The following is a 21443-nucleotide window of genomic DNA, read 5'->3' on the forward strand; positions in this document are numbered from 1 at the left end:
GCATACGATCGGCTCCCCGCACCGCCGAGGAGTCCCGCATGCCGTCCGCCCGCCCCCGCGTCCTGTACGTCACCGACCTGGCGTACCAGGCGCGCGGGCGGCGCTACTGCGACGAGGACATCTTCCTCACCTCCCGTCTGCGCGAGGACTTCGACCTGGCCCTGTGCCACCCGCGGGACGCGGCCGCGCTGATGGAAGCCTTCGACGGCGTCGTCGTCCGCAACAGCGGTCCGGTCCTGACCCACCAGGAGGCGTACGAGGCGTTCCGCAAGCGCGCGGTCGCCGCCGGCACCCGCGTCTACAACCAGCTCTCCGGCAAGGCCGACATGGCCGGCAAGCAGTACCTGCTCGACCTGAGCGCCGCCGGGTACCCGGTCATCCCCACCGTCGACCGCCCGGAGGACCTGCACCGACTGCCCGACACGGACCGGTACGTCGTCAAACCCAAGCTCGGCGCCGACTCCCTGGGCCTGCGGATCGTGCCCGCGGCCGGCGTGCGCGACCTGGTCGACGGGGACGTCCTGGTGCAGCCGTGCGTCGACTTCGCCTACGAGGTGTCCTTCTACTACGTGGACCACGACTTCCAGTACGCCCTCTACGCGCCCCGTCCCGACCGGCGCTGGCAGCTGGAACCGTACGAACCCACCTCGGACGACCTCGAGTTCGCCGGGCGGTTCATCGACTGGAACGGCATCGACCACGGCATCCAGCGGGTCGACGCCTGCCGTGCCCCGGGCGGGGGGCTCCTGCTCGTCGAGCTGGAGGACCTCAACCCGTACCTCTCCATGGACGCCCTGAGCGACAAGGACAGGGACGCCTTCGTCCGTGCGATGAAGGCGTCCCTGCACCGGTTCCTCGCCGCGCCACGGCGCGCGGTCACCCCAACGTGAGAAGACGTGGCCGCCACGCCCGCCGATGTGGACCCACGCGGTGCCGGTGAGCGTCTTGGACCCGTCGTCACGACGGAGCCTTCCGGGATGCCTTCGTGCGCGGTGCAGTGGTGGATCGACAGGAGCCGCGGGTACTGAACTCCCGGTGCGGCAGGCGCGTATCACTCCCCGGGGGATGCCGGAGGTCCCTGTGGAAGGGACGGAAGGAGTGCTGTATGCCGACACCGACCGATCGTGGGCAGCCGCCCGAACGACCCGACGACCGGCCCCTCGAACCGGTCCGGGTGCTGCGCCCCCGCAACACCGATGCCCTCGCGGAGCTCATCAGGGAGTTCCGGGAGCAGACCGGGCAGTACCAGGAGCGCACCGGGGACCATGAAACCGGGCAGTACCAAGAGCGCACCGGGGACTACGAAGTGGTGCCCCTGCCGCGTCCCGAGCCGGAGACGCAGGAACTGCCGCCCGTCACGGATTACGGGCAGGTGAAACCCGGCGGCGGTCACCCGGCCGCGAGCGACGGCTACCCGGTACGGGGCGGCGGTCCCGTCGGCCGTGTGCCCGGCCTGCGCCGCACCACCGTCGTGGGCGCCGTGGCAGCGGCGGCCCTGATCGGATTCGGCTGCGCCTTCCTGCTGCCCGACCGGAGCGACGCCAGTGCGGCACAGCCCGCCCTCCCGACGGCGACCACGACCGCTCCCGCCCCCACCGCCTCGGCCGTCACCGACCCCGACGGCCCGGGCACCCTCCGCGAAGGAGCCGCCGGCCCCGAGGTGACCGACCTCCAGCAACGTCTGCTGCGCATCCCGGACGTCTACGACCAGGGCTCGACCAGCGGCAGCTACGACGCCGCCCTGACCGAGGCGGTGGCCCGCTTCCAGCTCTGGTACGGCATCCGCGGCGACGAGACCGGCGTCTACGGCGACGACACGCGACTCGCACTGGAATCCCGTACCGGCGGCGGATGACACGAGGCAGCCCCGGCCGTGCCCCGGGCCCGACCGTGTCCCCGCCCGCACCGTCGGCCCGCCGGTGAAGGCGTGGCACCCCGGATGGCATGGGCAGCTGTGCCGTGGTGAGCTGAAACCGGGGTACCCACCGCGTGACACCCACCGAACGGGAGCGAGGTGAGCATGGCGGGCATCGACGCGTTCGTCGACCGGCTGGACCCGGACATGTGCGTGGTGACCGCCACGGCGAACGGGGAGCGGGCGGGTTGTCTGGTCGGGTTCGCCTCGCAGTGCTCCATCCGGCCGGTGCGGTTCGTGGTGTGGCTGTCCAAGGTGAACCACACCTACCGTGTTGCCCAGGACGCTGAGTTCCTCGCCGTGCATCTGCTCACCCGCGAACAGCGTGAACTGGCCGAGCTGTTCGGCGGGCGCACCGGCGACACGACGGACAAGTTCCAGCACGTCGGCCTGCGGGAGGAGCGCGGCGGGGCGCTCGTACTGGAGGATGCGGCGGCCTGGTTCGTCGGCGAGGTCGTGCTGCGCGCCGACGGGGGCGATCACGTCGGTTTCGTCCTCGATCCGGTGGCAAGCGGCGAGCGCGAGGGGGCTGACGATGGACCGGTGCTGCGGCTCGACGACGCCCGCACCATCGCCCCCGGTCATCCGGTGGACTGACGTTCCGCCCCGCTACTCGAACACCCGGCAACGCGTCGGGAAAGTGGCGTGCGACCACAGAGCAGCTGCCGTCACCATGGGCAGCTCCCGTGCGAGGGACCCCGCACCACCCGAACCGAAGGCCACGCCGATGAGCGGCTCCCGTATCCCGGGCCTGGTACTGCCCACCGTGTTCCTGCTGGCCGTCGTCGTGGGCGCGTTCTGGTACTGGCGACATCGCGGGGACGACTGAGCGAGGGCAGGGCGGCGCCCTCCCCTCGCGGGGCCTTCGCCGCCCCTCATTCCGGTTCGGCGGGCACCCGGATGTCGACGACGCAGACGTCGTCCCGCCGCTCGTCCTCCAGCAGCGCGGCGAGCAACGGGCTCAGGGAGCCGGCCTCGTCCGTGTGATGGGCGAGGACCGCCTCGGCGAGCCGCGCAAGGCCCAGGTCGATGCCCTCCGCGGGCCGCTCGACCAGCCCGTCCGTGTACAGCATGAGCCGGTCTCCGGGCTCCATGCGGCACTCCGCTTCGTGGTAGACCGGCGAGGAACTCGCCCCGATCAGCATCCCGCCCGGGCGGCCCAGATAGCGCACCTCGCCGTCGCGGAGCAGCAACGGCGGCGGATGGCCCGCCTGAGCCCAGACCAGCCGACGCTCACGGGGGTTGTAGCGGGCCAGGACCATGGTCGCGGTGGCGTGGGAGTCACGGGAGTGCAGCAGCAGCGTGTTGAGCCGGGCGAGCGCACCGGTCAGCGACGAGCCGGTGATGACCATGCCCTTGGCGGTGAAGCGCAGCTGCGCCATCGTGGCGACGGCGTCGATGCCGTGCCCGGCGACGTCGCCGACCACGAACAGGGCGTCGCCGTCGGGCAGTTCGATGGCGCTGAACCAGTCGCCGCCGACATGGATCCCCGACTGGGCGGGCAGGTAGGCCACTTCGACGCGCAGGCCCGCCAGCTGAACGGGCCGGGTGGGCAATGGCAGCAGGGCGTGCTGGAGCCGGGCGGCCAGCGTCCGCTCGGCGCGCAGCACGCCGTGCTGGGTCAGGATCTCCTGTTCACTCTCGACGAGGGCGAGTTCCGCGCTGCGCTGCGCGGTGAGGTCCTGCACGAAGCCGTGCACCTCGACGGGCGTGCCGTCGAGGGCCGGCACCGCCTCGGCGACGGCTCGCAGATGGCGGACTCCGTCGGCCGCCCTGATCCGGAACGGGACGTCGAACTGGCGCCTGCCGCGCATGAGCTCCCTGACGGAGCGGGCCAGGACGGGCACGTCCTCGGGCAGCGCCAGGCCCGGGAGGTCGGTGAGGTGGACCGGCCCGCGTGCCGGGTCCCGGTCGAGGATGTCGAAGACCTGGGACGACCAGTCGACCTCGTGCGTGACCAGGTTCCACGTCGCCCAGCCCAGGTTGCCCAGTCGCTGCACGTCCGCCAGCCGCTGCTCCTGCCGGTCCGAGGAGTCCTGCCGGATCCAGGCGAGGAGCAGCCCGCCCCCCAGCCGCGCCGCCCGCACCGCGTACGTCGAGAGCTCCGCGGTACCGGCGTCGACCTGCTGGTGGGCGAACGGCGGGCCCTCGAACGGCTCTCCGGTCGTCAGCGTGCGCAGACACCCGTGCCACAGCTCCTCGCCCGCGATGCCGGGGAAGCACTCCAGGATCCGGTGCCCGACCAGCTCGCGGCCGGTACGGCCGATGATGTCGACCGCGTCGCCCGTTGCCGCGTCGATGCGGTAGTCCTCGACCTCCCCCGTCGGGGCGGTCAGCGGCGCAAGCAGCATCGCCGCGCCCGGCAGCACGTCGAACACCGCCTGGGCGGCACCGTCGGCGGCGTACTCCTCCGGGGCGCCGAACGCCCGAAGCCGGCCGGCGCACAGCCGGGTGACGGCCCGCAGGAGCTGCCGGACCGGTGGGGTGAACGGCCCGTCGCGGCGGCGCAGGAGGCCGATGCAGACCTCGGCCGTGTCCCCGGTCGGTACCGGCAGCCAGGCGCGTGAGCGCCAGCGTTCGGGCGGGTCCCCGATGAGCAGGTACCGCTCCCGGTCCGAGTCGGGGTTCTCCAGCCAGCGCGGCTCCCGCGCGCGGAGCGCGTCCAGGGCGGCGATCCCGGTCAGCGGAGGCACCTGGCGCCACTGGGCGGCCAGGGTGTCCTCGATGCCGGCGTGCCCGACGAGTTCCAGCTCTCCGGTGGGCATGCGCTGAAAGATCATGACCGCGTCGACGCCCACCTCGGGCGCCAGGTGGTCCAGCAGGCACCGGGCGAGATCCTGCGCGGTGCCGACCCGGACCAGGGCCTCGCCGAGCCGGCCGAGCGCGGCGAAGGCGTCGCCCGTACCATCCGTGGCTTTTGCGTCGGGCGTCCCCCTGGTGACCGGCACACCGGGCCCGGGGGCGTTCTCGGACCCGGAGATCACGGGCTCGGGGACGGCGGGCTCGGACTGTGGTGCGGCGTGGTGGAGTGGGGGCACCAGCCCGCCGAGGGTGATCCAGCACTCCTCCAGCAGTGTCCGGTTCCCGGCCTTGGCGCGCTGCTGCAGTTCCTCGTCGGCGGCGTCCGGCGTGCAGCCGGTCAGCGCCATCAGCGCCCCCTTGGCCCGCTCCAGGACGGCCGACATCGCCGCCTGGTCACGCAACCGGTCCATCTCGGCACGCTGCCGGGCAACAACCTTGGCCAGCGCTGCCATGTCGGGCGCGGCTCCGGGCTCGGCGGGGCTGGCGGGCTCGCTCGTCACGGATTGAGCATCGCACATGAGGCGTGCCTCGATCGCTGCCTTGTGGCGGCAGATCGCACGCACCGGTGAAGCGGACGTCGGTGGCCTCGGCGCCACCCGCCGCACCGCCCGTCCGCGCACTCGTCAATGGTCCGGCGGCGGGTACAGCCACAGCCGCAGCAGGCGGCTCAGCGCCGGCATGACCAAGTACGTCAGTACGGGCAGCAGCACCACCGGGAACACCGCGGCGCGCAGCGGCAGGTGCCATGTCGTCGTGTGGGGTGCCACCAGCCACTGGATCAGGAACGTGAACGGATAGGCGCCGAGGAAGGTGGTGAGCACCATCTTCCACCGGGGCGGGGCCTGCACCGTGGTGCCGGGAAGGCCGAACCAGGTCTCCATCCCCGTCGTCGACTGGCGCTCACTGCCGATCTCCGTGGCGATGCCTTCGATCCGCTCGTGCCACGCGGCCCGTTCCTCCGACTCCAGCCAGGCGGCCAGCCGGTGTGGATCGGACCAGCGCAGCACCGCGTGGAAGCGGTGACCGTCCTCAGGGCGCAGCCAGGAGACGCCCTCGTTGCCGGGGAAGCGTCTGGCGCAGCCGCTGATCCCGTGCGTCCACTGCTCGAACTCCTGCTCATGGCCGGGGCGCACCTGCCAGGTGAGGACCGTGGTGACGGGATCGCCCCGCCGTACGTCGGTGGTGCTCATGCTCATCACGTGTGCCACGCATGAGGCGGCTCATGCCGTGAGAAGGTCAGCGCCCGTGCCCGTGCTCGGTCAGAGCCTGGGTGACCGCCCGCACGCTGCGCGCGATGTGCTGCAGCTGCATGACCTCCGCCGCGTACAGCTTGATCGTGTGTTCGATGACCGACTCCGGCAGGCCGAGCCCGGGCAGGTCGGCGCGGGCGGTCTGCAGGGCGGTGCGGGCGACCCGGACCTCGTGCTGGACCTGGATCTGCGCATGCCGGGCGAGCAGCACGGGGTGGCGGATCAGGGCCGGGTAGCTGGCGTAGCGGGACGGCACCAGTTCGCGCAGCCACTTGGCCGCCGAGCGCTCCCAGTCGTAGCTGCCGGGGGTCTTGACCTGGCACGGCCAGTCGGGGCTGATCCGCGTGGTGGTTCGCGTGGTCGTCAGGGGCATGGTCATCGCTCCCGGGTGTGCGGCGTCGTGGGGGGTGATCCGACGGGGTGGGGCGGCCCCGGTCTAGGGGATGACCGGGGCCGCCACGGGCGCTCGCGAAAGCGATGCCCGACCGAACACCCTGGGCGCCGACGCGGGTAGGAGACGGCGGCTTCGGGTGTCGGTGCAAGAGCCCGCAACGACAGGCGGCGCCCGCGCGGCGTGTGGTGCAGCGTGCGCATGGGCGGACCGTCGTCTCTGTGCGGGCGGATGCGGGTGTGGAACGTGTGTCCCGGAATGGCCGGGGGTGCGATCCGTGAGCAGTATTTATATATGCCGTCTGCTTTGCAAGAAGCATGAAAACATTCATGCGCGATATGGGACGGGTGATCCCCTTGTGTCCTGATATGGGGGAGGCGGAGCCAGTCCTGGAGTCAGTCCCGCAGGAAGAACTGGTGCTGGTCGGAAATGTGCTCGTAATCCTCGAGCCGCGCCTGCGTGCGTTCCGGGTCGGCGTCGGTCATGGCCTGCAGCAGCGCGGCGGCCATCACGCCGGGCGCGGCGTAGGAGTCGAAGACCAGACGGGACCCGGTGCCGATGGCGAAGACGACGTCCGCCTCGTCGGCCACCGGCCCGAGCGCCAGGTCGGTGATCAGGGCGACCTTGAGTCCGGCGCTGCGCGCGACCCGTACGGCGGTCAGGGTCTCCTGGGCGTGCCGGGGCATCGAGAACGCCAGCACCCAGGTGCCGCCCGCCTCGCGCGACTGGAGCAGCGCGTCGTAGGCGACGCTGCCGCCCCGGGTCACCAGCCGCACGTCCGGGTGGACCCGGCGTGCCGCATACGCGAAGTACTCGGCCAGGGACGCCGAGATGCGCAGGCCCAGGATGGTCAGCGGGGTCGACCGGGACAGGTTGCGTCCGGCGTCGATCACCTGGTCGGGGTCGCCGAAGTCGCGTCGCAGGTTCTCCAGGTTGTCGATCTCGGCGTCGACCGCCGCCTGGAGTTCGTTGCTGCCGTTCTCCTCCGCCGCGGGGGGACCGCCGGCGAGGGTACCGAGGGCGATCGCCTGGAGCTTCTCCCGTAGCGCGGGGTAACCGCTGAAGCCGACCGCCGCGGCGAAACGCGTCACCGACGGCTGGCTCACGCCGACCCGCTCCGCGAGATCGGTGATCGAAAGGAAGGCCGCCTCGGTGATGTGCTCGATCAGGTACTGGGCGATGCGGCGCTGCCCAGGAGACAGCCGGGGCCGGTCGAACAGGCCCCTGAGCTGGGAAGTCGGGGAGGCCTCCGTCTCCGGTGCGGTCTTCCCCGAGGTGATCGCGGATGCCTGGGCGCGTGCCTGCTGCGGCGATGGCACGGGTGCGCCTTCTTTGTCTCCCACAGTGCCTCAACATAGCTCACGCACCGTGGTGACCAGGGCTTGTGCGAAAGCCCTTGCCGACCGGCCCGGGCGACGGATCGACCCGCCGAGAGGAGGGATACGCGCGCTTCGGACGGGAACCCGCCCCCGCGAAAGCCCCCTCGGCGACGACCGACGGCAACCGACGGCCATCGACCGGCTACGACCTTCGAGACCGGCACACGCAACCAGACCCTTCGGCAGGTGAGAGGCGAATGAGCGCACTCAGCGCGATGGAACAGGCCCTGGAGAACCGGTGGGAGGCGCTGTGGGCGCGGGTCTTCGACAAGGAACCCGTCGAACTCCTCGACGCGATGCGGCGCGAGTGCGACAGCAATGTGGTCGTGTGCAGTGAGACGCGGGTCGTGGTCCCCAACGCCTACGACGTCGAGCTCGCCGACTCCGTGTACGACGAACTCACGCGCCGCGGCACCAACGTCGGCCAGGCGCTCACCGACAGCCTGATGCGGCACGCCGAACACAAGGGTTACGAGTGGGCGGGCCCCCTTGCCGTGCACGTCACCAGGTCGGCGTACGTGCCCAACGGCCGCTACCGCGTGGCCAGCAGCGTGATGACGCACGTGAGCGCCGACGGTTTCCAGTACGCCGCCCACTAGGAGCGGAGGTCAGCGACGATAGATCGTGATCGAATGACCGACCTGGTCGATCGGTCGACTGCTGTCGATCAACTCGGCCAGCCGGCCCTTCGCTTTGGCAACCGCGGAGTCCGACACGACAAGGAGTCCGCGCACCTCACGCCGGGGCACCGTACGCGGATCGGACGCGTCGATACCGTAGAAGGACGGCACTCCGCTTCCCTTGTACACGAGCCAGATCCGCTCGCCCCGGTAGCGCTCGCGCAGCCGGTCGGCGAGCCGGCCGAGGTCCTGGCCCCAGTCGACGTTGGAGTCGTGCAGCCGGAGCCGGGTCCCGGCCGGCCCGCCGAACGCCTCGTTGGAGTACGGCAGATAGCAGGGGAACGTCCGCACGGAGCTGACCGCGACGAACAGCACCAGCGCCCCCGCCACCACCGGCGCCCACCGCCACCGCACGACCAGGACACAGCCCGCCGCCACCGCCAGGAACATCGGGAGGAAGACGGCGTACCGGGTGCCGAAGTCCCTCGCCCCCTCCATGGCCGCCGCCAGCAGCACCGCGGCCGGCAGCAGCAGATAGGGCGCCACGGGCCGCAGCCGCCGCACCGCCACCACCACGACGGCACCGGCCGCCCACAGCGCGAGCATCCCGAGCGGCGTCTTCACCAGCAGCGCGACCGGCAGGTAGTACCAGAGGGACCCGGTGTACACCCGGCCGAAGAGGAAGCCCTCCCACGGACGGTTCTCCAGAGAGAACTGGATGCGCATCCCGTCCCGGTAGGCCTCGGGGAACGGCAGCAGCTCCACCAGCAGCCCCCGCCGCCCGTGCACGACGGGCACATACTGCTGCGGCGACCAGCGCAGCCGTGGATCGACGGCCAGATACGACGCCCATACGACGGCGACGGCCACCAGCGCCACGACGGCGGCGCCCCCGGCCGCCCGGAGCAGCTTCCTGCGCCGCTCCGCCGAATCCGCACCCGAGCACCAGGCGGACACACCGGCCAGCACCAGCAGCACCGGGAACGCCGCCAGCGCGCTCATCTTCGTGGCCAGAGCCGCCCCCAGCGCCACCCCGGCGAGCGGCAGGCACCACCGCGGTCGTCGCCGCGCCCGCCACAGCAGCCACACCGACGTCACAAGGAATCCGGCCAGCGGCACGTCGAGCGTGGCCAGCGAGCCGTGGGCGATGACGTCGGGGGAGAAGGCGTACAACGCCAGAGCCGCCAACCCGCCCCCCGGACCGGCGAGTTCACGTGCGAAGGCGAAGACGACGAGCCCGAACAGCAGCGTCAGCGCGATCACCGGGAGGCGGGCCCACAGCATCAGCTGCCAGGGGTCGTTGCCGGACTCGTACAGCAGGTGCTGTCCGAGGAGGCTCTGGCCGCCGGTGAAGGACGGATCGACGTGCGGGTCGGCCAGCGCCACGCCGACGGCGACGACCAGCTTCCCCAGCGGTGGGTGCTCGGGGTTGAAGCGCAGGCGGTGCTCGTGCAGATAGTCGGCGGCCGTCCCCACGTACACCGGCTCGTCGATGGTCGGGGTCTGCTGGACGGCGGTGGTCACCATCGCCGCGGCCATCTGGGCGAGCAGCACGACCACGAGGAGCGGCACCAGCCACCGCCTGCCGGACCACGGACGCCTCGGCGCCGGGGCGTCGGGAACCTCGGGAAGCGGGGCCGGTTCGAGGACCGGGTGCCGTTCGTGCGTCATCATCCGCCCCGCGGTGACACCGGGCGAGCGGTGGCGGGAGCGATCCAGGGGCGTCTCATGCGCCTACTCTGCATCAGCTCCCGCCACGAAGGGCGTTACCGCTTCAGGAGTCGTACCGACAGACCTTCCGCCGTGTAGACGGGTACGGCCCGCAGCGTGTCGGAGTTCAGCTCGACGCGGTCGAACTGGCCCCGCAGCACCGGGGTGCCGAGCACGCGGACCGTGCTGCCCGCGGCCGGCGGCCTGTTCGCGTCCAGGCTCAGCGACAGCGCGCTGCCCCGGCCGAGCACCGCCCGGCGCGTCACCTCCAGGACCGGCTCCTGGCCCGACCGCAGCGTCACCTCCAGCGTGCCGGACTCCTGGGCATAAGTGCCGTGGACCTGCAGCGACTTGCCCAGCTCCAGCGTCCCGCCGGTCACCCGCACATCACCGTGGCCCAGCGCGTGGGCCGAACCGGCGGCCAGCACACCGTCCTCCAGCACGGTGCCGCCCGTGTACCGGTTGTGGCCCGTCAGGGTCAGTGTGCCCGTGCCGCGCTTGGTGAGGACGCCGTCGCCGTCGATGTCGTTGCGCCAGCTGTCGGCCGCCTTGAAGCCGCCGGCCGCCGCGTCGAGCGTCACGGTCACGTCGGAGTCGAAGGCGCCGTAACCGTCCGCCGCGGCGAACAGGTTCAGGCGGCCCCACTGCTCGAAGCCGTCCAGCAGGACGTACCCCGAGGGCAGCGCGGTCGTCCGCAGCACCTCGCGGCGCTGCGAAGCGTCCAGGTACGGAAGGCGCGTCTCCAACAGCACCTCCGCGCCCTTCGGTACGGTCAGCGGCTCGTTGCGACCGCGCCGGGTCAGCACGTACGTCAACCGGGGCCGCACGGCACGCTCGTTGGCGTCCCGGTCGGCGTACGGGTCGGTGCCGTCCGAGTGGGCGTACGTGTACAGCGTGTCCGCCGTCGTGCCGGTCTGCTCCTGGAAGTACGCCAGCGCCTGGGCCCGTGCCGCCGCCTTGAGGTCCGCGTTCGCCGGGTCGGCCAGGGCGGCGGCGGCCAGGGCGGTGGCCATGATCCGGCCGCCGAGGACGTCGACCGTGGAGTGCATGCCCGACATGATCCGGGTGTGGCTCAGCTCGAAGGCGCGGGTGACCAGCTCCTGGAACCGCTCGGGCACGGCGTACGCGAAGCCCAGGGCCGCCAGATGGAAGGCGTTGGTGTGACCGCTCGGGAAGCCGCCGTCGTCGGTCGCGGACGTGCCGCGCTGCCGCAGCAACTGCGTCACGACGACCACCTTCGAGTCGTACACCGGGAAGCCGAGCGCGTCCTTCGCCCCCGTGTCGACGACCTCGCTGTCCTCGTTCATGCGCCACGGACGCGGGTACTGGAAGGCGTACTTGCCGGGGTTGCCCGAGGCGAACGGGCCGCGCACCGTGTCGACCAGCTTGGCCACCTGGCCGAGCGCCGAGTCGTAGGAGCCCGCGCCGATCGCGGAGCCCGCGGGGGCGCCGGCCGGGACGGCGTCGCTGATGGTGGTGGCGGGCGTGCCCTCGGGGGCCCGGGTGATCGAGGTGACCGCCTTGGCACCCGCCTTGTACAGGTCGGTCAGCGGGCCGAGGCCCGCGATCATCGCGTAACTCTGGTGCTGGCGGTCGTAGACGAACGCCTCCTTCGCCTGCTCCTCCGTGCGCGCGGACGTGATCCGGGCGCAGTAGCCCATGTTGGCGCGCAGCACCTCGGGCATCAGCGGCGTGCCGGTGTTCCAGGCGCCGCCCGTCTTCCACACCTTGGCGAAGCCGCCGAGGACGCGGACCACGGCGTTGGTCTCGGGCGTCAGGTTCGTCAGGACGTTCGTCTTGTAGTCGTCGACGAACGCGGCGAAGGCCGTGGCCGCCTTGGCGTCCGTGGCGGCCAGCCAGGTGGCGAGGGTGGGTGCGGCCAGCACGCCGGCCGAGGCACCCAGGGACGTCTTGAGGAACCCCCTCCGGTTCACGGCGCGTTCACGGACCGACGAGGGGGAGGGGTGCCCGGCTGGTGACGGCATGCGTCTGCCTCTCTTGAGTTCTTCGGCCCTGCGGCCGCGGGAAGGAGGTGGAGCGATCGATCGTGACTCATGGTGCGGCACGTGACGTGTGCGTCGAACGCGCTTTCCCGAGTCCCACGAGCGAAGATCTACGGGCGAGTTGTGTCGGATCAGGGAGGATCCGGCGTACGCCGCATGTCATACGAGTGAACGGGCCATCGCCACCGCTCCCTCGACCGGCGGTGCGTCCAGGGGCCTCGGGCGGGCCCCGGGAACGCTCCTGGCCAGGGATGTCACGAAGGCCTCGTACAGGGCGGGTTGGGCGAGCACGGTGCTGCCGGCGACGACGACGTCCTCGACCGGGATTCCGCGGTCGGCGAGCCGTCGGACGAGCGCGGCCAGGGAGCGGCCGCCCTCGGTGATCACCGTACGGGCGAGGAGGGAGCCGGCCTCGGCGGCGGTGAACACCACGGGTGCGTGCCGGCCCCACTCGGCGGAGACGTCGGTGGCGCGCTCCAGGGCCGCGCCGAGTGCCGGTACCTCGGCGACGCCGAACGCGGCGACCAGGCCCTTGGCGAGTTCGTCGGGGGTCTCGCCGCGGTCGTGGGCCGCCCAGACGGACCGTACGGCCTCGCGGACGAGACCTGCGGAGCCGCCCTCGTCCCCGAGCACCGCGCCCCAGCCGCCGACCTGGACGGGGCTGTTGTCGGCGAGGCGGCCGACCGCGACGGAACCGGTGCCGGCGACCAGGCCGACACCCCGTTCAAGCCCGGCGGCGGGTACGAGGAGTTCGGCGTCGCCCATGACGAGTGCGGGCGCGTCGAAGTGCAGATGCAGGGCGGTGCGTATCTGGTGGCACTGCCGGGGCGTCTCACAGGCGTGGCCGCCCAGGGCGAGGGCGGCAGGGCGCGCGCCCGTCGGCAGTGCCCCGGCTACCAGTGCCGCGACCCAGGCAGCCGCGGCCACGGGGTCGTGCGGCCGCCAGCCGCTGCTCGGGCGGACATGGTCGGCGACCAGGTCGTCCCCCGCGAAGGCGCGGAGATGCGTCTTGGTGCCGCCCACGTCGATACCGACCACGAGAGGGCATGAGGGAAGAGCGTCCTGCACGGATCCTCTTTCGTCGTTGCGCTTGGCTGCGACGGCGGGCGAACCGTGCCTGGGGCAAGGGGAGTTGATGAACTAGGGAAGCCCCGGGACGGGCTTCTGACGGGCACGGCAGGCGAGTACCGTGACGTTCGTTAGGAAGTTAACTAACGAAGTACAGTGCGTGTCAAGAGGCGTCCCGCACCCGACCACCGCAGCGCTCCCACCGGGCCGCGGCGGGGCGGGAACCGCGGGCGCCAGGGCATCCCATCGCCGCATCCCGGGAAGCGATCGCTCCGGGAGTGCGGCCCATGACCCGTGCGGGAGAACTGTGGAACACGACGTGGCGAGAGCCTCTCGCCTGACCGAGAGCGCGAGCGCGGTGTTCGCCGTGCTTGCCGGGGCGGGCACCGCGACCCGGCCGCAGCTCGCGACCCTGGCGGGTCTGTCCAAGCCGACGGTGTCCTCCGCCGTCGCGGAGCTGGAGAGCGCCGGGCTCGCCGCCCACTCCGGCACCGCCTCCAGCGGCACGGGCCGTTCCGCCGCCGTCTACCGCCTCGGCCCCGCCGCCGGTGCCGTACTCGCCGTCGACCTCGGCCCCGCCTTCACGCGGGTACGCGGCTGCGCGCTGGACGGCACCCTGCTCGCCCAGGCCACCGGGACCCGGGAGGAGGCAGCCGGCGTCGTGCGCGAGGCGCTCGTCGCGCTGCCCGCCGGTGCACCGCTGCGCACCGTCGTCGTCGCCGTCGGTGATGTCACCGCACGGGAGGAGGAGGGCGCCCGCATGCGCCCCGCCACGGCCAAGGCCGGCCCTGCCTTCGACGCCATGGCCGTCGCCCTGCCGCCGGGCGTTCCCGTCCACCTCGAGAACAACGTCAACTGCGCCGCCCTCGCCGAACTGCACGAGGGTGCCGCGCGCGGTCGGCGCACCTTCGGCTATCTGCGGATCGGCGTCGGTATCGGCCTCGGCATCGTGGTCGGCGGGCAGGTGCTGAGCGGAGCCAACGGTGCCGCCGGTGAGCTGGCCCGGCTGCCCTACCCCTGGGACGACGGCAGCGAGCCGCGCCATGAGGCCCTGGAGGAGTACATCGGCGCCCGCTCGCTCCTGCGGCGGGCGGCCGAGGTCTGGCCGGACGAGGACCGGCCGTGCCCGCGCACCGCCGAGCAGCTCTTCGCCCTGGCCGGGGAGGGCCGGGCGGCGGCCCTCGCCGTGATCGGCCGCCATGCCGTCGACGTCGGCCGGCTCGCCGCCGCTGTGACCGCCGTACTGGACCCGGGACTGATCGTCCTGGGCGGCAGCACCGGCGCGGACCCGCAGATCCTGCCCGGTGTGCGGGCCGAGCTCGCCCGGCTGAGCTGGCCCACCGAAGTCGTCAGCAGCACGGTCGGCGATCTCGGCACCGTCGTGGGCGCCGCCCGGCTCGCGGTCTCCCGAGGAGTCCAAACCGTGACCGAGGCCGCGGGGGAGAAGGATTGACGGCTTCCGACTCGATCTGCCAATGTCCGGACAAGCGCTTTCTAAGTCGGCCGGGACGCCGACTCCGGGTGAGCCTCCCGCCCGTACTCGAAGTACGGCAGCCGCACGAGGGCGTGCTTGTGCGACGCCGGCCGTCATGGCCGGGGACCCCACCCGTCAAGGCGACGCGGCCGGGCGAGGCCGTGCCCCCGGAAAGCGAAACTTCCTGCAAAATGCACCCGTGCCGCCTTGGCTGGCGCCGTGCTCCGTCCCCTACGAAGACAAGGGATCGAAGATGACCACTTTGGGTGTGCGGCGCTCCCGCCGACTCGGCCGCGGCGGTATGCGCCGCCTGGCTCCCCTCGCTGCCGTTGCCACGGCAGGTGCACTGCTGCTCTCCGCCTGCGGAGGGGGATCCGACTCGGGCGGGACCTCCAAGTCGCTGACGTTCTGGATCTCCACGGTTCCGGGGCAGGACGCGGGCTGGAAGAAGATGGTGGCGCAGTACGAGAAGGAGACCGGCGTCAAGGTCAAGCTCGTCAACATCCCCTACGACGGCTACGCGACGAAGCTGCGCAACTCCGCGCAGGCGAACTCGCTGCCCGACGTGGCGGCAGTGCCGGCGCTGGACCCGATCTGGTCGAACAAGCTGATCGACCTCAGCTCCATCGCCAACAACAAGACCAACGAGATCAACGCCAACTTCGTCGCCAAGGACTCGGCCGGGAAGGTGCTGTCCATCCCCTCGGACGTCACCGCGTCCGGCATGTTCATCAACAAGTCGCTCTTCGAGAAGGCCGGTGTCGACTACCCGACCTCGCCCGACAAGACCTGGACCTGGGACGAGTTCATCAAGGCGGCGAACGAGGTCCGGGAGAAGACCGACGCCAAGTACTCCCTGACCTTCGACCAGTCGCCGTCCCGGCTGCGCGCCATGGTGTACGAGATGGGCGGCAAGTACGTCCACGCCGACGACGCCGGCAAGTTCTCGGTGGACGACGCGACCAAGAAGGCCGTGAAGACCTTCGTCGGATGGAACGACGACAAGACCATGCCGAAGTCGGTGTGGACCAGCGGCGCCGACCCGTCGGCCATGTTCCAGAGCGGTGACGTCGTCGCCTACTGGTCCGGTGTGTGGCAGGTCGCCGCCTACTCGGAGAGCATCACGAAGTTCGAGTGGGCGAGCGTCCCGACTCCCGCCCAGCCGGTGCAGGCCAGTGACGTCAACAGCGGCGGCATGACGGTGGGCTTCAACAACAACGCCGACGCGGCCGCCGCCGCGAAGAAGTTCCTGTCCTGGCTGTACGAGCCCGACCACTACAAGACGCTGTGCGAGACCTCCGGCTTCCTGCCGGTCGAGAGCGGTCTGAACCCGGAGTACCCCTTCAAGTCCGAGGCGGCGCAGGCGGCGTTCAAGCTCTACAACGAGTCCATCCCGCTCTACGACCCGATCTCCGGCTACTTCAACGGCGCGCAGACGAACTGGGTGCTGAAGGGCAAGAGCCTCGCCGACGACCCGACCAAGGCGGAGCTCGGCAAGGCGATCAACGGCGAGCAGTCGGCCGACAAGGCCCTGCAGAACATCGTCGACGGCTACAACACGCAGGTCGGCGGCTGAGCGCAGGCCGACAGGCCCGGGCGGCGGTGTCTCGGCCCCGCCGCCCGGGCCCGTGGACCCCACGTGATGCCGGGCTCATGGCCTGAGCCCACAGGAACCCATTCCACCAGCACGGAGTCAGGAAGATGACAAAACGAGCTTCGGACGTGTCCGTGAGCCCGCCCAGGAGACGAAGCAAGTACACCCTCGCCCCGCTCGTCCTCATCTCGGGCAACGTCGTGCTCTTCGCGCTGTTCTTCGTCTGGCCGGCGGTGATCGGGCTCGTCTACTCCTTCACGAACTACACGGGCGTGGGGGCGTTCCAGTTCGTCGGACTGGACAACTACCAGAAGCTGCTCGGGGACTCGACCTTCTACGCCGCGACGACCCGCACGCTGCTGTACACCGTGCTCTTCGTTCCGCTGAACTTCGTGTTGTCGCTGCTCATCGCCAACGTGCTGGTGAGCAAGAACGCCAAGGGCGCGTCGGTCGCCCGCATCTTCTTCTTCATCCCGTGGCTGCTGTCGCCCATCATCGTGGGTGTCCTGTGGCGGTGGCTGTTCGGTGAGAACTTCGGACTGGTCAACTACTTCATCGAGAAGGTCGGCGGAAGCGCCGTTCCCTGGCAGTCGAACGCGGACCTGTCACTGATCGTGGTCGTGGTGGCGGCGGCCTGGGCCTGGACGGGCTTCTCCATGCTGCTGTTCATCGCGGCGATCAAGAACGTCCCGACGTCGTACTACGAGGCGGCCGCGCTCGACGGCGCCGGTCCGTGGCGCCAGTTCTTCAGTATCACCCTTCCGAGCATCGCCCCCACGTCCTTCATCGTCATCCTGCTCAACACGATCCACGCGATGAAGGAATACGCGGTGTTCGCCTCCCTCAACAACGGTGGACCCGGAACGTCGAACAACCTGCTGGTCCAGTACATCTACCAGACGGGGTTCAAGTCGGGCCAGATCGGCTACGCGAGCGCCGCGTCGTTCGTGCTCATGCTCATCCTGATGGCCGTCGCGATCATCCAGATGATGGTCAACCGGCGGGTGGAGAACCGATGACAACCACAGACACAGTGCGCAAGGCCGACGCCGACTCCGTGCCGGCCGTCCCCAGGAAGCGGCGCCGCGGCGCGGCGAGCGGCGGGCTTCGGCGCGCGATTCCCGCGACGACTCTGCTGTGGGTCCTCGCGGCCCTCTACGGGCTGCCGGTGCTGTGGTTCGTCCTCAGCTCCCTCAAACCGGCGGGAGACCTGTTCTCCCTTCCGCTGACGGTGTTCCCCGACGACCCGACCGTGTCGGGTTACAAGGAAGCGTGGGCGAGCGCCAACTTCTCCGAGTACTTCATCAACACGACCATCGTGTGTGTGATCGCGACGATCCTCACGGTGGGAGTCAGCTGCTGCACCGGGTACGCGCTGGCCAAGTACGACAACAAGTGGCTCAAGGCCTTCTTCCTCTGCATCCTGGCCACCACGATGCTGCCGGCCGAGGTCATGCTCGCCCCGCTGTTCCTGGTGGTCCGCGACCTCGGCTTCTACAACTCGCTCTCCGGCATCATCCTCCCGGCCCTGCTCACCGCGACCGGCTGCTTCATGTTCCGCCAGTTCTTCCTGACGGTCCCCGACGAGCTCATCGAGGCCGCCCGCATCGACGGCGCGCGTGAGCTGTCGATCTTCATGCGGATCATGGTGCCGCTCTCCCGGCCCATCATGCTGACGCTCGCCATCCTGTCGTTCCAGTGGAGGTGGAACGACTACATCTGGCCGCTGCTGATGCTGAACGACCCCGAGAAGTTCACCGTGCAGATCGGCATCCAGAGCCTCGTCGGGGCGCAGAACATCAACTGGTCGGTGCTGCTCGGCGGATCGGTCATCTCCATGGTGCCGCTGATCGTCGTCTTCCTGGTGTTCCAGCGTTACGTCATGAACGCCGACATCAACGCCGGACTGAAGGATTGACCTTGCCCACCCCGCTCGACCACGAGTTCGTCCGCGCGGCGGCCGGCGCGGACGACCGGCCGGCCGCCCCGCCGGCGGCCGGGCCCGCACCCGTCGTGTGATCCCGACAACCCACGGCATGGCCACCTCAGGCATGAAGGGCTGATCCCCGTGCACCTCCCGCACCTCGTCGTGCACCTCCCGCACCAGCGCGGCCCGCTGCACGACCTCCCGGACACCCCGGAGGCGTACGACGCGGTCCTCGCCGACGTCACCGAGCAGGCACTGGCCCGGCTCACGGCGGAGGGCAACCTCGAACACCCCGACTGCGTCGACGACATCGGTGACACCTCCCTCGGCATCACCTCCCTGCTCGCGCTCGCCTGGCAGCGCACCAAGGACCCACGGCTGCCGGAGGCGGTGCGCCGCAGCCTCGCCTTCCACCTCCGCGAGCGGGTGTACACCGAGGACAACCCCGGCTACCCCAACCTGAGGGTGCGCGACTCCGGGCTGCCGTACGCCCGTTACACCCTCGCGCCGGGTGCGCACCCCATCGGCGACTGGCCCAGCACGGTCTGGGCGCTGCTGCAGCTGGTCAACGTGCTCGAGGTGGCCGACGGCCTCCTCGACGACGAACTGCGCTTCGAGCTGGCCGAGTTGGGGCACGGCTACTGGCGCTGGCTGACCGAGGCCACCTTCTTCAACCCGCAGGAGGCGGGCAACCAGGCGATCGGCTGCGTGGTGGGCGGCCTCATGCTGGCGCGCGGTCTGCCCTCCGGGGGAGAGGCGGTCCGCGCACGGGCGCTGGAGCTGTACACCGACGAGATCCGCGCCCACCGGGTCCGCGACCGGGGTGCCCTGCTGCCTCCCGAGCACGGCGGCGCCTACGACAACAACTACGGCCCGATCTCCCTGTCCTTCCTGGCCCAGGCCCACCTGGTCAGCGGCGAGGAGGTCTTCGCCGAGGACGGCGACGCCCTCGCCCGCTACATCGACGCCCGCCTCACGGGCGGAGGCTTCGACAACGGCGGCCCCCGCTACAGCGAGCAGCACTCCGCCTTCGAGTCCGTGCTCGGCCTGCGCTACTTCGGCGCCCGGATCGGCGCCGACCTGGGCCGCTACCGGGGCGACAGCCGCTGGGCCCGGCATGCGGCGCAGGCGGACGGCGGGGTCGACGGCCACTTCGCGTGGATGCTGGTCTGGCAGATTCAGGACACCACGCGCTGGCACCGCGAGCCGTCACAGTCGCCCGCACGGCACCAACTGCGCGCGGGCACGGTCTCGGTGGCCTTCGACGACCGGATGACCCCGGCGGTGGTCGAGGCGGGCGGCACGTACTGCCTGCCCGCCGCCGTCAACCGCCAGCACGGCTTCGGCCCCGTCACCGGCGGCTTCCTGCTCTGCCGCCCCATGGGCGAGGTCCGCGTCCGCGACGTCCGCGCCGACGGCCTGACGGCCAAGCTGGTCACCAAGCCGGTCGTCGGCCGCGACCACGTCCTGCGCCACGTGCGCTCCCTGTACGTCACCGACGGCACGACCCTGTGGACGACGGTCGCCGTCGAACGCCTCGACGGGACGCCGTACCTGCTGGCCGGCCTGCCGTACGCCGAGGACGACGGCGACCGGGTCCGCCGTACGGCCCGCGCGGCCGTGTCCTCGGCGGGCACCCTGCGTCTGACCCACCCCGACGCGCAGGGTGCGGAGCACTTCGACGCCCGCGCGGACCTCACCCAGGAGCAGGCCGCCTTCGCCCTCGCGGAAGACCCGCGCGGCTACGGCAATCCGGACCTGGGCTGGCGGCACCTGGTCAGCTCCACGGCCCTGGAGGCCGGCCCGATCCCGGACGCGCCGGACGACCTGCATGTCTTCGCGGTGCGGTACGGAACCGAGGAGCCGTTCGCGGTGTCGGTCGAGCGGGGCGAGGAAGGGCTGATCGTACGGACGGACGCCTTCACCGCCGTGATCGGGGACGTAGCCGGGGACGCCCACGCGGAGCCGGAGCTGACGCTGCGGCGCTGACCGAGGGGCCGGACGTCAGAAGGTCAGCCCGAGCACTCCCCACCCGCGCCGCGCGGTCTCGTCGACCACCTCGGCCCATTGGCGCACCAGAGCGTCGAACGCGTCGAAGTCCGGGATCCACCCGCTCGGGTGCGAGGCATGGGCGTCGTAGGCCTCGCGGAGCCCTTCCAGCAGGGGTTCGGCCCGCGCCCAGTGGGCGGCGAGCGCCTGCGCCGCGGACGGCGGGCAGGTGAGCAGCCGACGTGGACCGGAGGGTTCGGCATCCGAGGGGAAGAGGCGGCCGTCCGACTCGTCGTCCTCGTCGTCAAGGCCAGGTCCCCACCAGATCAGGCCCTCGAGGAAGCCGTCCAGGGGCTCGCGCAGCGCGGGATCCGCGAACTCCCGGGCCTTGTCCCAGCCGTCCGCCGCCCAGAAATGCGGCTTGTACGAGCCAAGGGTGTCGCGGAACTCGTACCGCCCGCTCCACGGCACCCTCGGCGAGGCGGGAAACACCCAGCCCGCCTCGGGCTCCGGTCGCAGACCGGGATCGTCGCCGGGGTCCATGGCCTCGTACAGGAGGCTCTCCCGCTCATCCGCCGGCGTCCGCTCCAACTGCCCCCAGTCCACCGCCAGAACGGTGATGTCCAACCCCATCCGGCCACCCTACGACGCCCCGCACCACGAGATCCGCCCGCTCCCGCGTCGTCGCGACCAGCTCGGCGTTGCGCTCGTCGCTGCGCAGCACCCACGCCACCGCCTCCTCGTGGCCCTTGCCGAACTCCTCGTGCCGGGCGACCAGTCGTCGTACGCGCTCCTCCTCGTCGAGCTCGCAGAACCACACCTCGTCCAGCTCGGCCCGGACACGCGCCCACGCGCCCGTGTCCAGCAGCAGGTAGTTGCCCTCCGTCACCACCAGCCGGGCGGCGGGCGGCACCGGGATCGCCGCCGCGACCGGCTGCTCCAGCACCCGTTCGAAGCCGGGCGCGTACACGATCTCGTCGTCGGACTCCGGGGAGCGCAGCCGCCGCAGCAGCGCCGCGTACCCCGCCGCGTCGAAGGTGTCGGGCGCACCCTTGCGGTCGCGTCGGCCGAGCCGGTCGAGTTCGACGTCGGCGAGGTGGAAGCCGTCCATGGGGACGTGCGCCACCCACGGGTCGGCGGCTCCGTTGAGCGCCCTTACGAGCTGCTCGGCGAGCGTCGTCTTGCCCGCGCCCGGACTGCCCGCGATGCCGAGCAGCGCCCGGCGTCCGTGGCGGGTGAGGGCGTGGGCGCGGGTGAGGAGGTCGTCGAAGGTCAGCGGCACGCGTCCGAGTGTGTCACCCGGCGCCGAGTCGATGACTTC

General features: G+C 71.3%; 19 protein-coding genes. 10 read left to right on the plus strand and 9 right to left on the minus strand.

Features of this window, described 5'->3' with window-relative positions:
- Window positions 1–38: 38 nt before the first annotated feature.
- The 4 genes from ADK57_RS05935 to ADK57_RS49805 all read left to right on the plus strand — a co-directional run bounded on the left by ADK57_RS05935 (window position 39) and on the right by ADK57_RS49805 (window position 2744).
- On the plus strand, window positions 39–890 hold the full coding sequence (locus ADK57_RS05935) for a hypothetical protein (protein WP_053748274.1): 852 nt from the start codon (window positions 39–41) through the stop codon (window positions 888–890).
- 215 nt (window positions 891–1105) lie between these two features.
- Window positions 1106–1855 (plus strand): peptidoglycan-binding domain-containing protein, encoded by a 750-nt coding sequence (locus ADK57_RS05940; RefSeq protein WP_053748275.1) that lies wholly within the window; start codon window positions 1106–1108, stop codon window positions 1853–1855.
- Window positions 1856–2020: 165 nt separating this feature from the next.
- Window positions 2021–2512 carry a flavin reductase family protein gene (locus ADK57_RS05945; protein ID WP_053748276.1) on the plus strand — a complete coding sequence of 164 codons (492 nt, stop codon included), beginning with the start codon at window positions 2021–2023 and terminating at the stop codon, window positions 2510–2512.
- Window positions 2513–2588: 76 nt separating this feature from the next.
- Window positions 2589–2744, plus strand: a complete 156-nt coding sequence (locus tag ADK57_RS49805; RefSeq protein WP_159050018.1) for a hypothetical protein — start codon at window positions 2589–2591, stop codon at window positions 2742–2744.
- 46 nt (window positions 2745–2790) lie between these two features.
- Here ADK57_RS49805 and ADK57_RS05950 read toward each other — a convergent pair whose 3' ends face one another.
- The 4 genes from ADK57_RS05950 to ADK57_RS05965 all read right to left on the minus strand — a co-directional run bounded on the left by ADK57_RS05950 (window position 2791) and on the right by ADK57_RS05965 (window position 7677).
- Window positions 2791–5169, minus strand: a complete 2379-nt coding sequence (locus ADK57_RS05950) for a SpoIIE family protein phosphatase (protein ID WP_053748277.1) — start codon at window positions 5167–5169, stop codon at window positions 2791–2793.
- A 171-nt stretch (window positions 5170–5340) separates the two neighbouring features.
- Window positions 5341–5907 carry an antibiotic biosynthesis monooxygenase gene (locus tag ADK57_RS05955; protein ID WP_053748364.1) on the minus strand — a complete coding sequence of 189 codons (567 nt, stop codon included), beginning with the start codon at window positions 5905–5907 and terminating at the stop codon, window positions 5341–5343.
- A gap of 46 nt (window positions 5908–5953) precedes the next feature.
- Window positions 5954–6346: a hypothetical protein gene (locus ADK57_RS05960; protein WP_053748278.1), complete on the minus strand. Its 393-nt coding sequence runs from the start codon at window positions 6344–6346 to the stop codon at window positions 5954–5956.
- Window positions 6347–6753: 407 nt separating this feature from the next.
- Window positions 6754–7677: a MurR/RpiR family transcriptional regulator gene (locus ADK57_RS05965; RefSeq protein ID WP_053748279.1), complete on the minus strand. Its 924-nt coding sequence runs from the start codon at window positions 7675–7677 to the stop codon at window positions 6754–6756.
- Between the two features lie 257 nt (window positions 7678–7934).
- Here ADK57_RS05965 and ADK57_RS05970 point away from each other — a divergent pair, with 257 nt between their 5' ends.
- Window positions 7935–8336, plus strand: a complete 402-nt coding sequence (locus ADK57_RS05970) for a DUF3662 domain-containing protein (protein ID WP_053748280.1) — start codon at window positions 7935–7937, stop codon at window positions 8334–8336.
- A gap of 9 nt (window positions 8337–8345) precedes the next feature.
- Here ADK57_RS05970 and ADK57_RS05975 read toward each other — a convergent pair whose 3' ends face one another.
- From ADK57_RS05975 to ADK57_RS05985, 3 genes are all read right to left on the minus strand, one after another.
- Window positions 8346–10031 (minus strand): phospholipid carrier-dependent glycosyltransferase, encoded by a 1686-nt coding sequence (locus tag ADK57_RS05975; RefSeq protein ID WP_053748281.1) that lies wholly within the window; start codon window positions 10029–10031, stop codon window positions 8346–8348.
- A 92-nt stretch (window positions 10032–10123) separates the two neighbouring features.
- Window positions 10124–12052: a phosphatase PAP2 family protein gene (locus ADK57_RS05980; RefSeq protein ID WP_053748282.1), complete on the minus strand. Its 1929-nt coding sequence runs from the start codon at window positions 12050–12052 to the stop codon at window positions 10124–10126.
- 177 nt (window positions 12053–12229) lie between these two features.
- Window positions 12230–13138: an N-acetylglucosamine kinase gene (locus tag ADK57_RS05985; protein ID WP_053748283.1), complete on the minus strand. Its 909-nt coding sequence runs from the start codon at window positions 13136–13138 to the stop codon at window positions 12230–12232.
- Window positions 13139–13457: 319 nt separating this feature from the next.
- Between ADK57_RS05985 and ADK57_RS05990 the strand changes: the two genes are divergently transcribed.
- The 5 genes from ADK57_RS05990 to ADK57_RS06010 all read left to right on the plus strand — a co-directional run bounded on the left by ADK57_RS05990 (window position 13458) and on the right by ADK57_RS06010 (window position 20122).
- Window positions 13458–14591, plus strand: coding sequence for an ROK family transcriptional regulator (locus ADK57_RS05990; RefSeq protein ID WP_234389991.1), 1134 nt, complete (start codon window positions 13458–13460; stop codon window positions 14589–14591).
- 274 nt (window positions 14592–14865) lie between these two features.
- On the plus strand, window positions 14866–16188 hold the full coding sequence (locus ADK57_RS05995; RefSeq protein ID WP_053748285.1) for an extracellular solute-binding protein: 1323 nt from the start codon (window positions 14866–14868) through the stop codon (window positions 16186–16188).
- A gap of 125 nt (window positions 16189–16313) precedes the next feature.
- Complete coding sequence (locus tag ADK57_RS06000) at window positions 16314–17225, plus strand: carbohydrate ABC transporter permease (protein ID WP_053748286.1); 912 nt, start codon at window positions 16314–16316, stop codon at window positions 17223–17225.
- Window positions 17222–18124, plus strand: coding sequence for a carbohydrate ABC transporter permease (locus ADK57_RS06005; RefSeq protein WP_053748287.1), 903 nt, complete (start codon window positions 17222–17224; stop codon window positions 18122–18124). The genes ADK57_RS06000 and ADK57_RS06005 overlap by 4 nt, the downstream gene beginning before the upstream one ends.
- 171 nt (window positions 18125–18295) lie before the next feature.
- Window positions 18296–20122 carry a hypothetical protein gene (locus ADK57_RS06010; RefSeq protein WP_053748365.1) on the plus strand — a complete coding sequence of 609 codons (1827 nt, stop codon included), beginning with the start codon at window positions 18296–18298 and terminating at the stop codon, window positions 20120–20122.
- A gap of 15 nt (window positions 20123–20137) precedes the next feature.
- On the opposite strand, the gene ADK57_RS06015 is transcribed toward ADK57_RS06010, so the two are convergent.
- Both ADK57_RS06015 and ADK57_RS06020 read right to left on the minus strand, forming a co-directional pair.
- Window positions 20138–20755 (minus strand): hypothetical protein, encoded by a 618-nt coding sequence (locus ADK57_RS06015; protein ID WP_063785930.1) that lies wholly within the window; start codon window positions 20753–20755, stop codon window positions 20138–20140.
- On the minus strand, window positions 20691–21404 hold the full coding sequence (locus ADK57_RS06020) for a nucleoside/nucleotide kinase family protein (protein ID WP_078972976.1): 714 nt from the start codon (window positions 21402–21404) through the stop codon (window positions 20691–20693). Before ADK57_RS06020 ends, ADK57_RS06015 begins: the two co-directional genes overlap by 65 nt.
- Between the last annotated feature and the right edge of the window lie 39 nt (window positions 21405–21443).

Source organism: Streptomyces sp. MMG1533, from assembly GCF_001279775.1.
Classification (GTDB): domain Bacteria; phylum Actinomycetota; class Actinomycetes; order Streptomycetales; family Streptomycetaceae; genus Streptomyces.

Bases quoted from the DNA above. Each gene is read 5' to 3' on its own strand.
- ADK57_RS06005 (WP_053748287.1), top strand. From the start codon at position 17,222: ATGACAACCACAGACACAGTGCGCAAGGCCGACGCCGACTCCGTGCCG.
- ADK57_RS06000 (WP_053748286.1), top strand. From the start codon at position 16,314: ATGACAAAACGAGCTTCGGACGTGTCCGTGAGCCCGCCCAGGAGACGA.
- ADK57_RS05980 (WP_053748282.1), bottom strand. From the start codon at position 12,052: ATGCCGTCACCAGCCGGGCACCCCTCCCCCTCGTCGGTCCGTGAACGC.
- ADK57_RS05940 (WP_053748275.1), top strand. From the start codon at position 1,106: ATGCCGACACCGACCGATCGTGGGCAGCCGCCCGAACGACCCGACGAC.
- ADK57_RS05970 (WP_053748280.1), top strand. From the start codon at position 7,935: ATGAGCGCACTCAGCGCGATGGAACAGGCCCTGGAGAACCGGTGGGAG.
- ADK57_RS05955 (WP_053748364.1), bottom strand. From the start codon at position 5,907: ATGAGCACCACCGACGTACGGCGGGGCGATCCCGTCACCACGGTCCTC.
- ADK57_RS05950 (WP_053748277.1), bottom strand. From the start codon at position 5,169: ATGGCAGCGCTGGCCAAGGTTGTTGCCCGGCAGCGTGCCGAGATGGAC.
- ADK57_RS05975 (WP_053748281.1), bottom strand. From the start codon at position 10,031: ATGATGACGCACGAACGGCACCCGGTCCTCGAACCGGCCCCGCTTCCC.
- ADK57_RS05935 (WP_053748274.1), top strand. From the start codon at position 39: ATGCCGTCCGCCCGCCCCCGCGTCCTGTACGTCACCGACCTGGCGTAC.
- ADK57_RS05995 (WP_053748285.1), top strand. From the start codon at position 14,866: ATGACCACTTTGGGTGTGCGGCGCTCCCGCCGACTCGGCCGCGGCGGT.
- ADK57_RS05945 (WP_053748276.1), top strand. From the start codon at position 2,021: ATGGCGGGCATCGACGCGTTCGTCGACCGGCTGGACCCGGACATGTGC.
- ADK57_RS05960 (WP_053748278.1), bottom strand. From the start codon at position 6,346: ATGACCATGCCCCTGACGACCACGCGAACCACCACGCGGATCAGCCCC.
- ADK57_RS49805 (WP_159050018.1), top strand. From the start codon at position 2,589: ATGGGCAGCTCCCGTGCGAGGGACCCCGCACCACCCGAACCGAAGGCC.
- ADK57_RS06015 (WP_063785930.1), bottom strand. From the start codon at position 20,755: ATGGGGTTGGACATCACCGTTCTGGCGGTGGACTGGGGGCAGTTGGAG.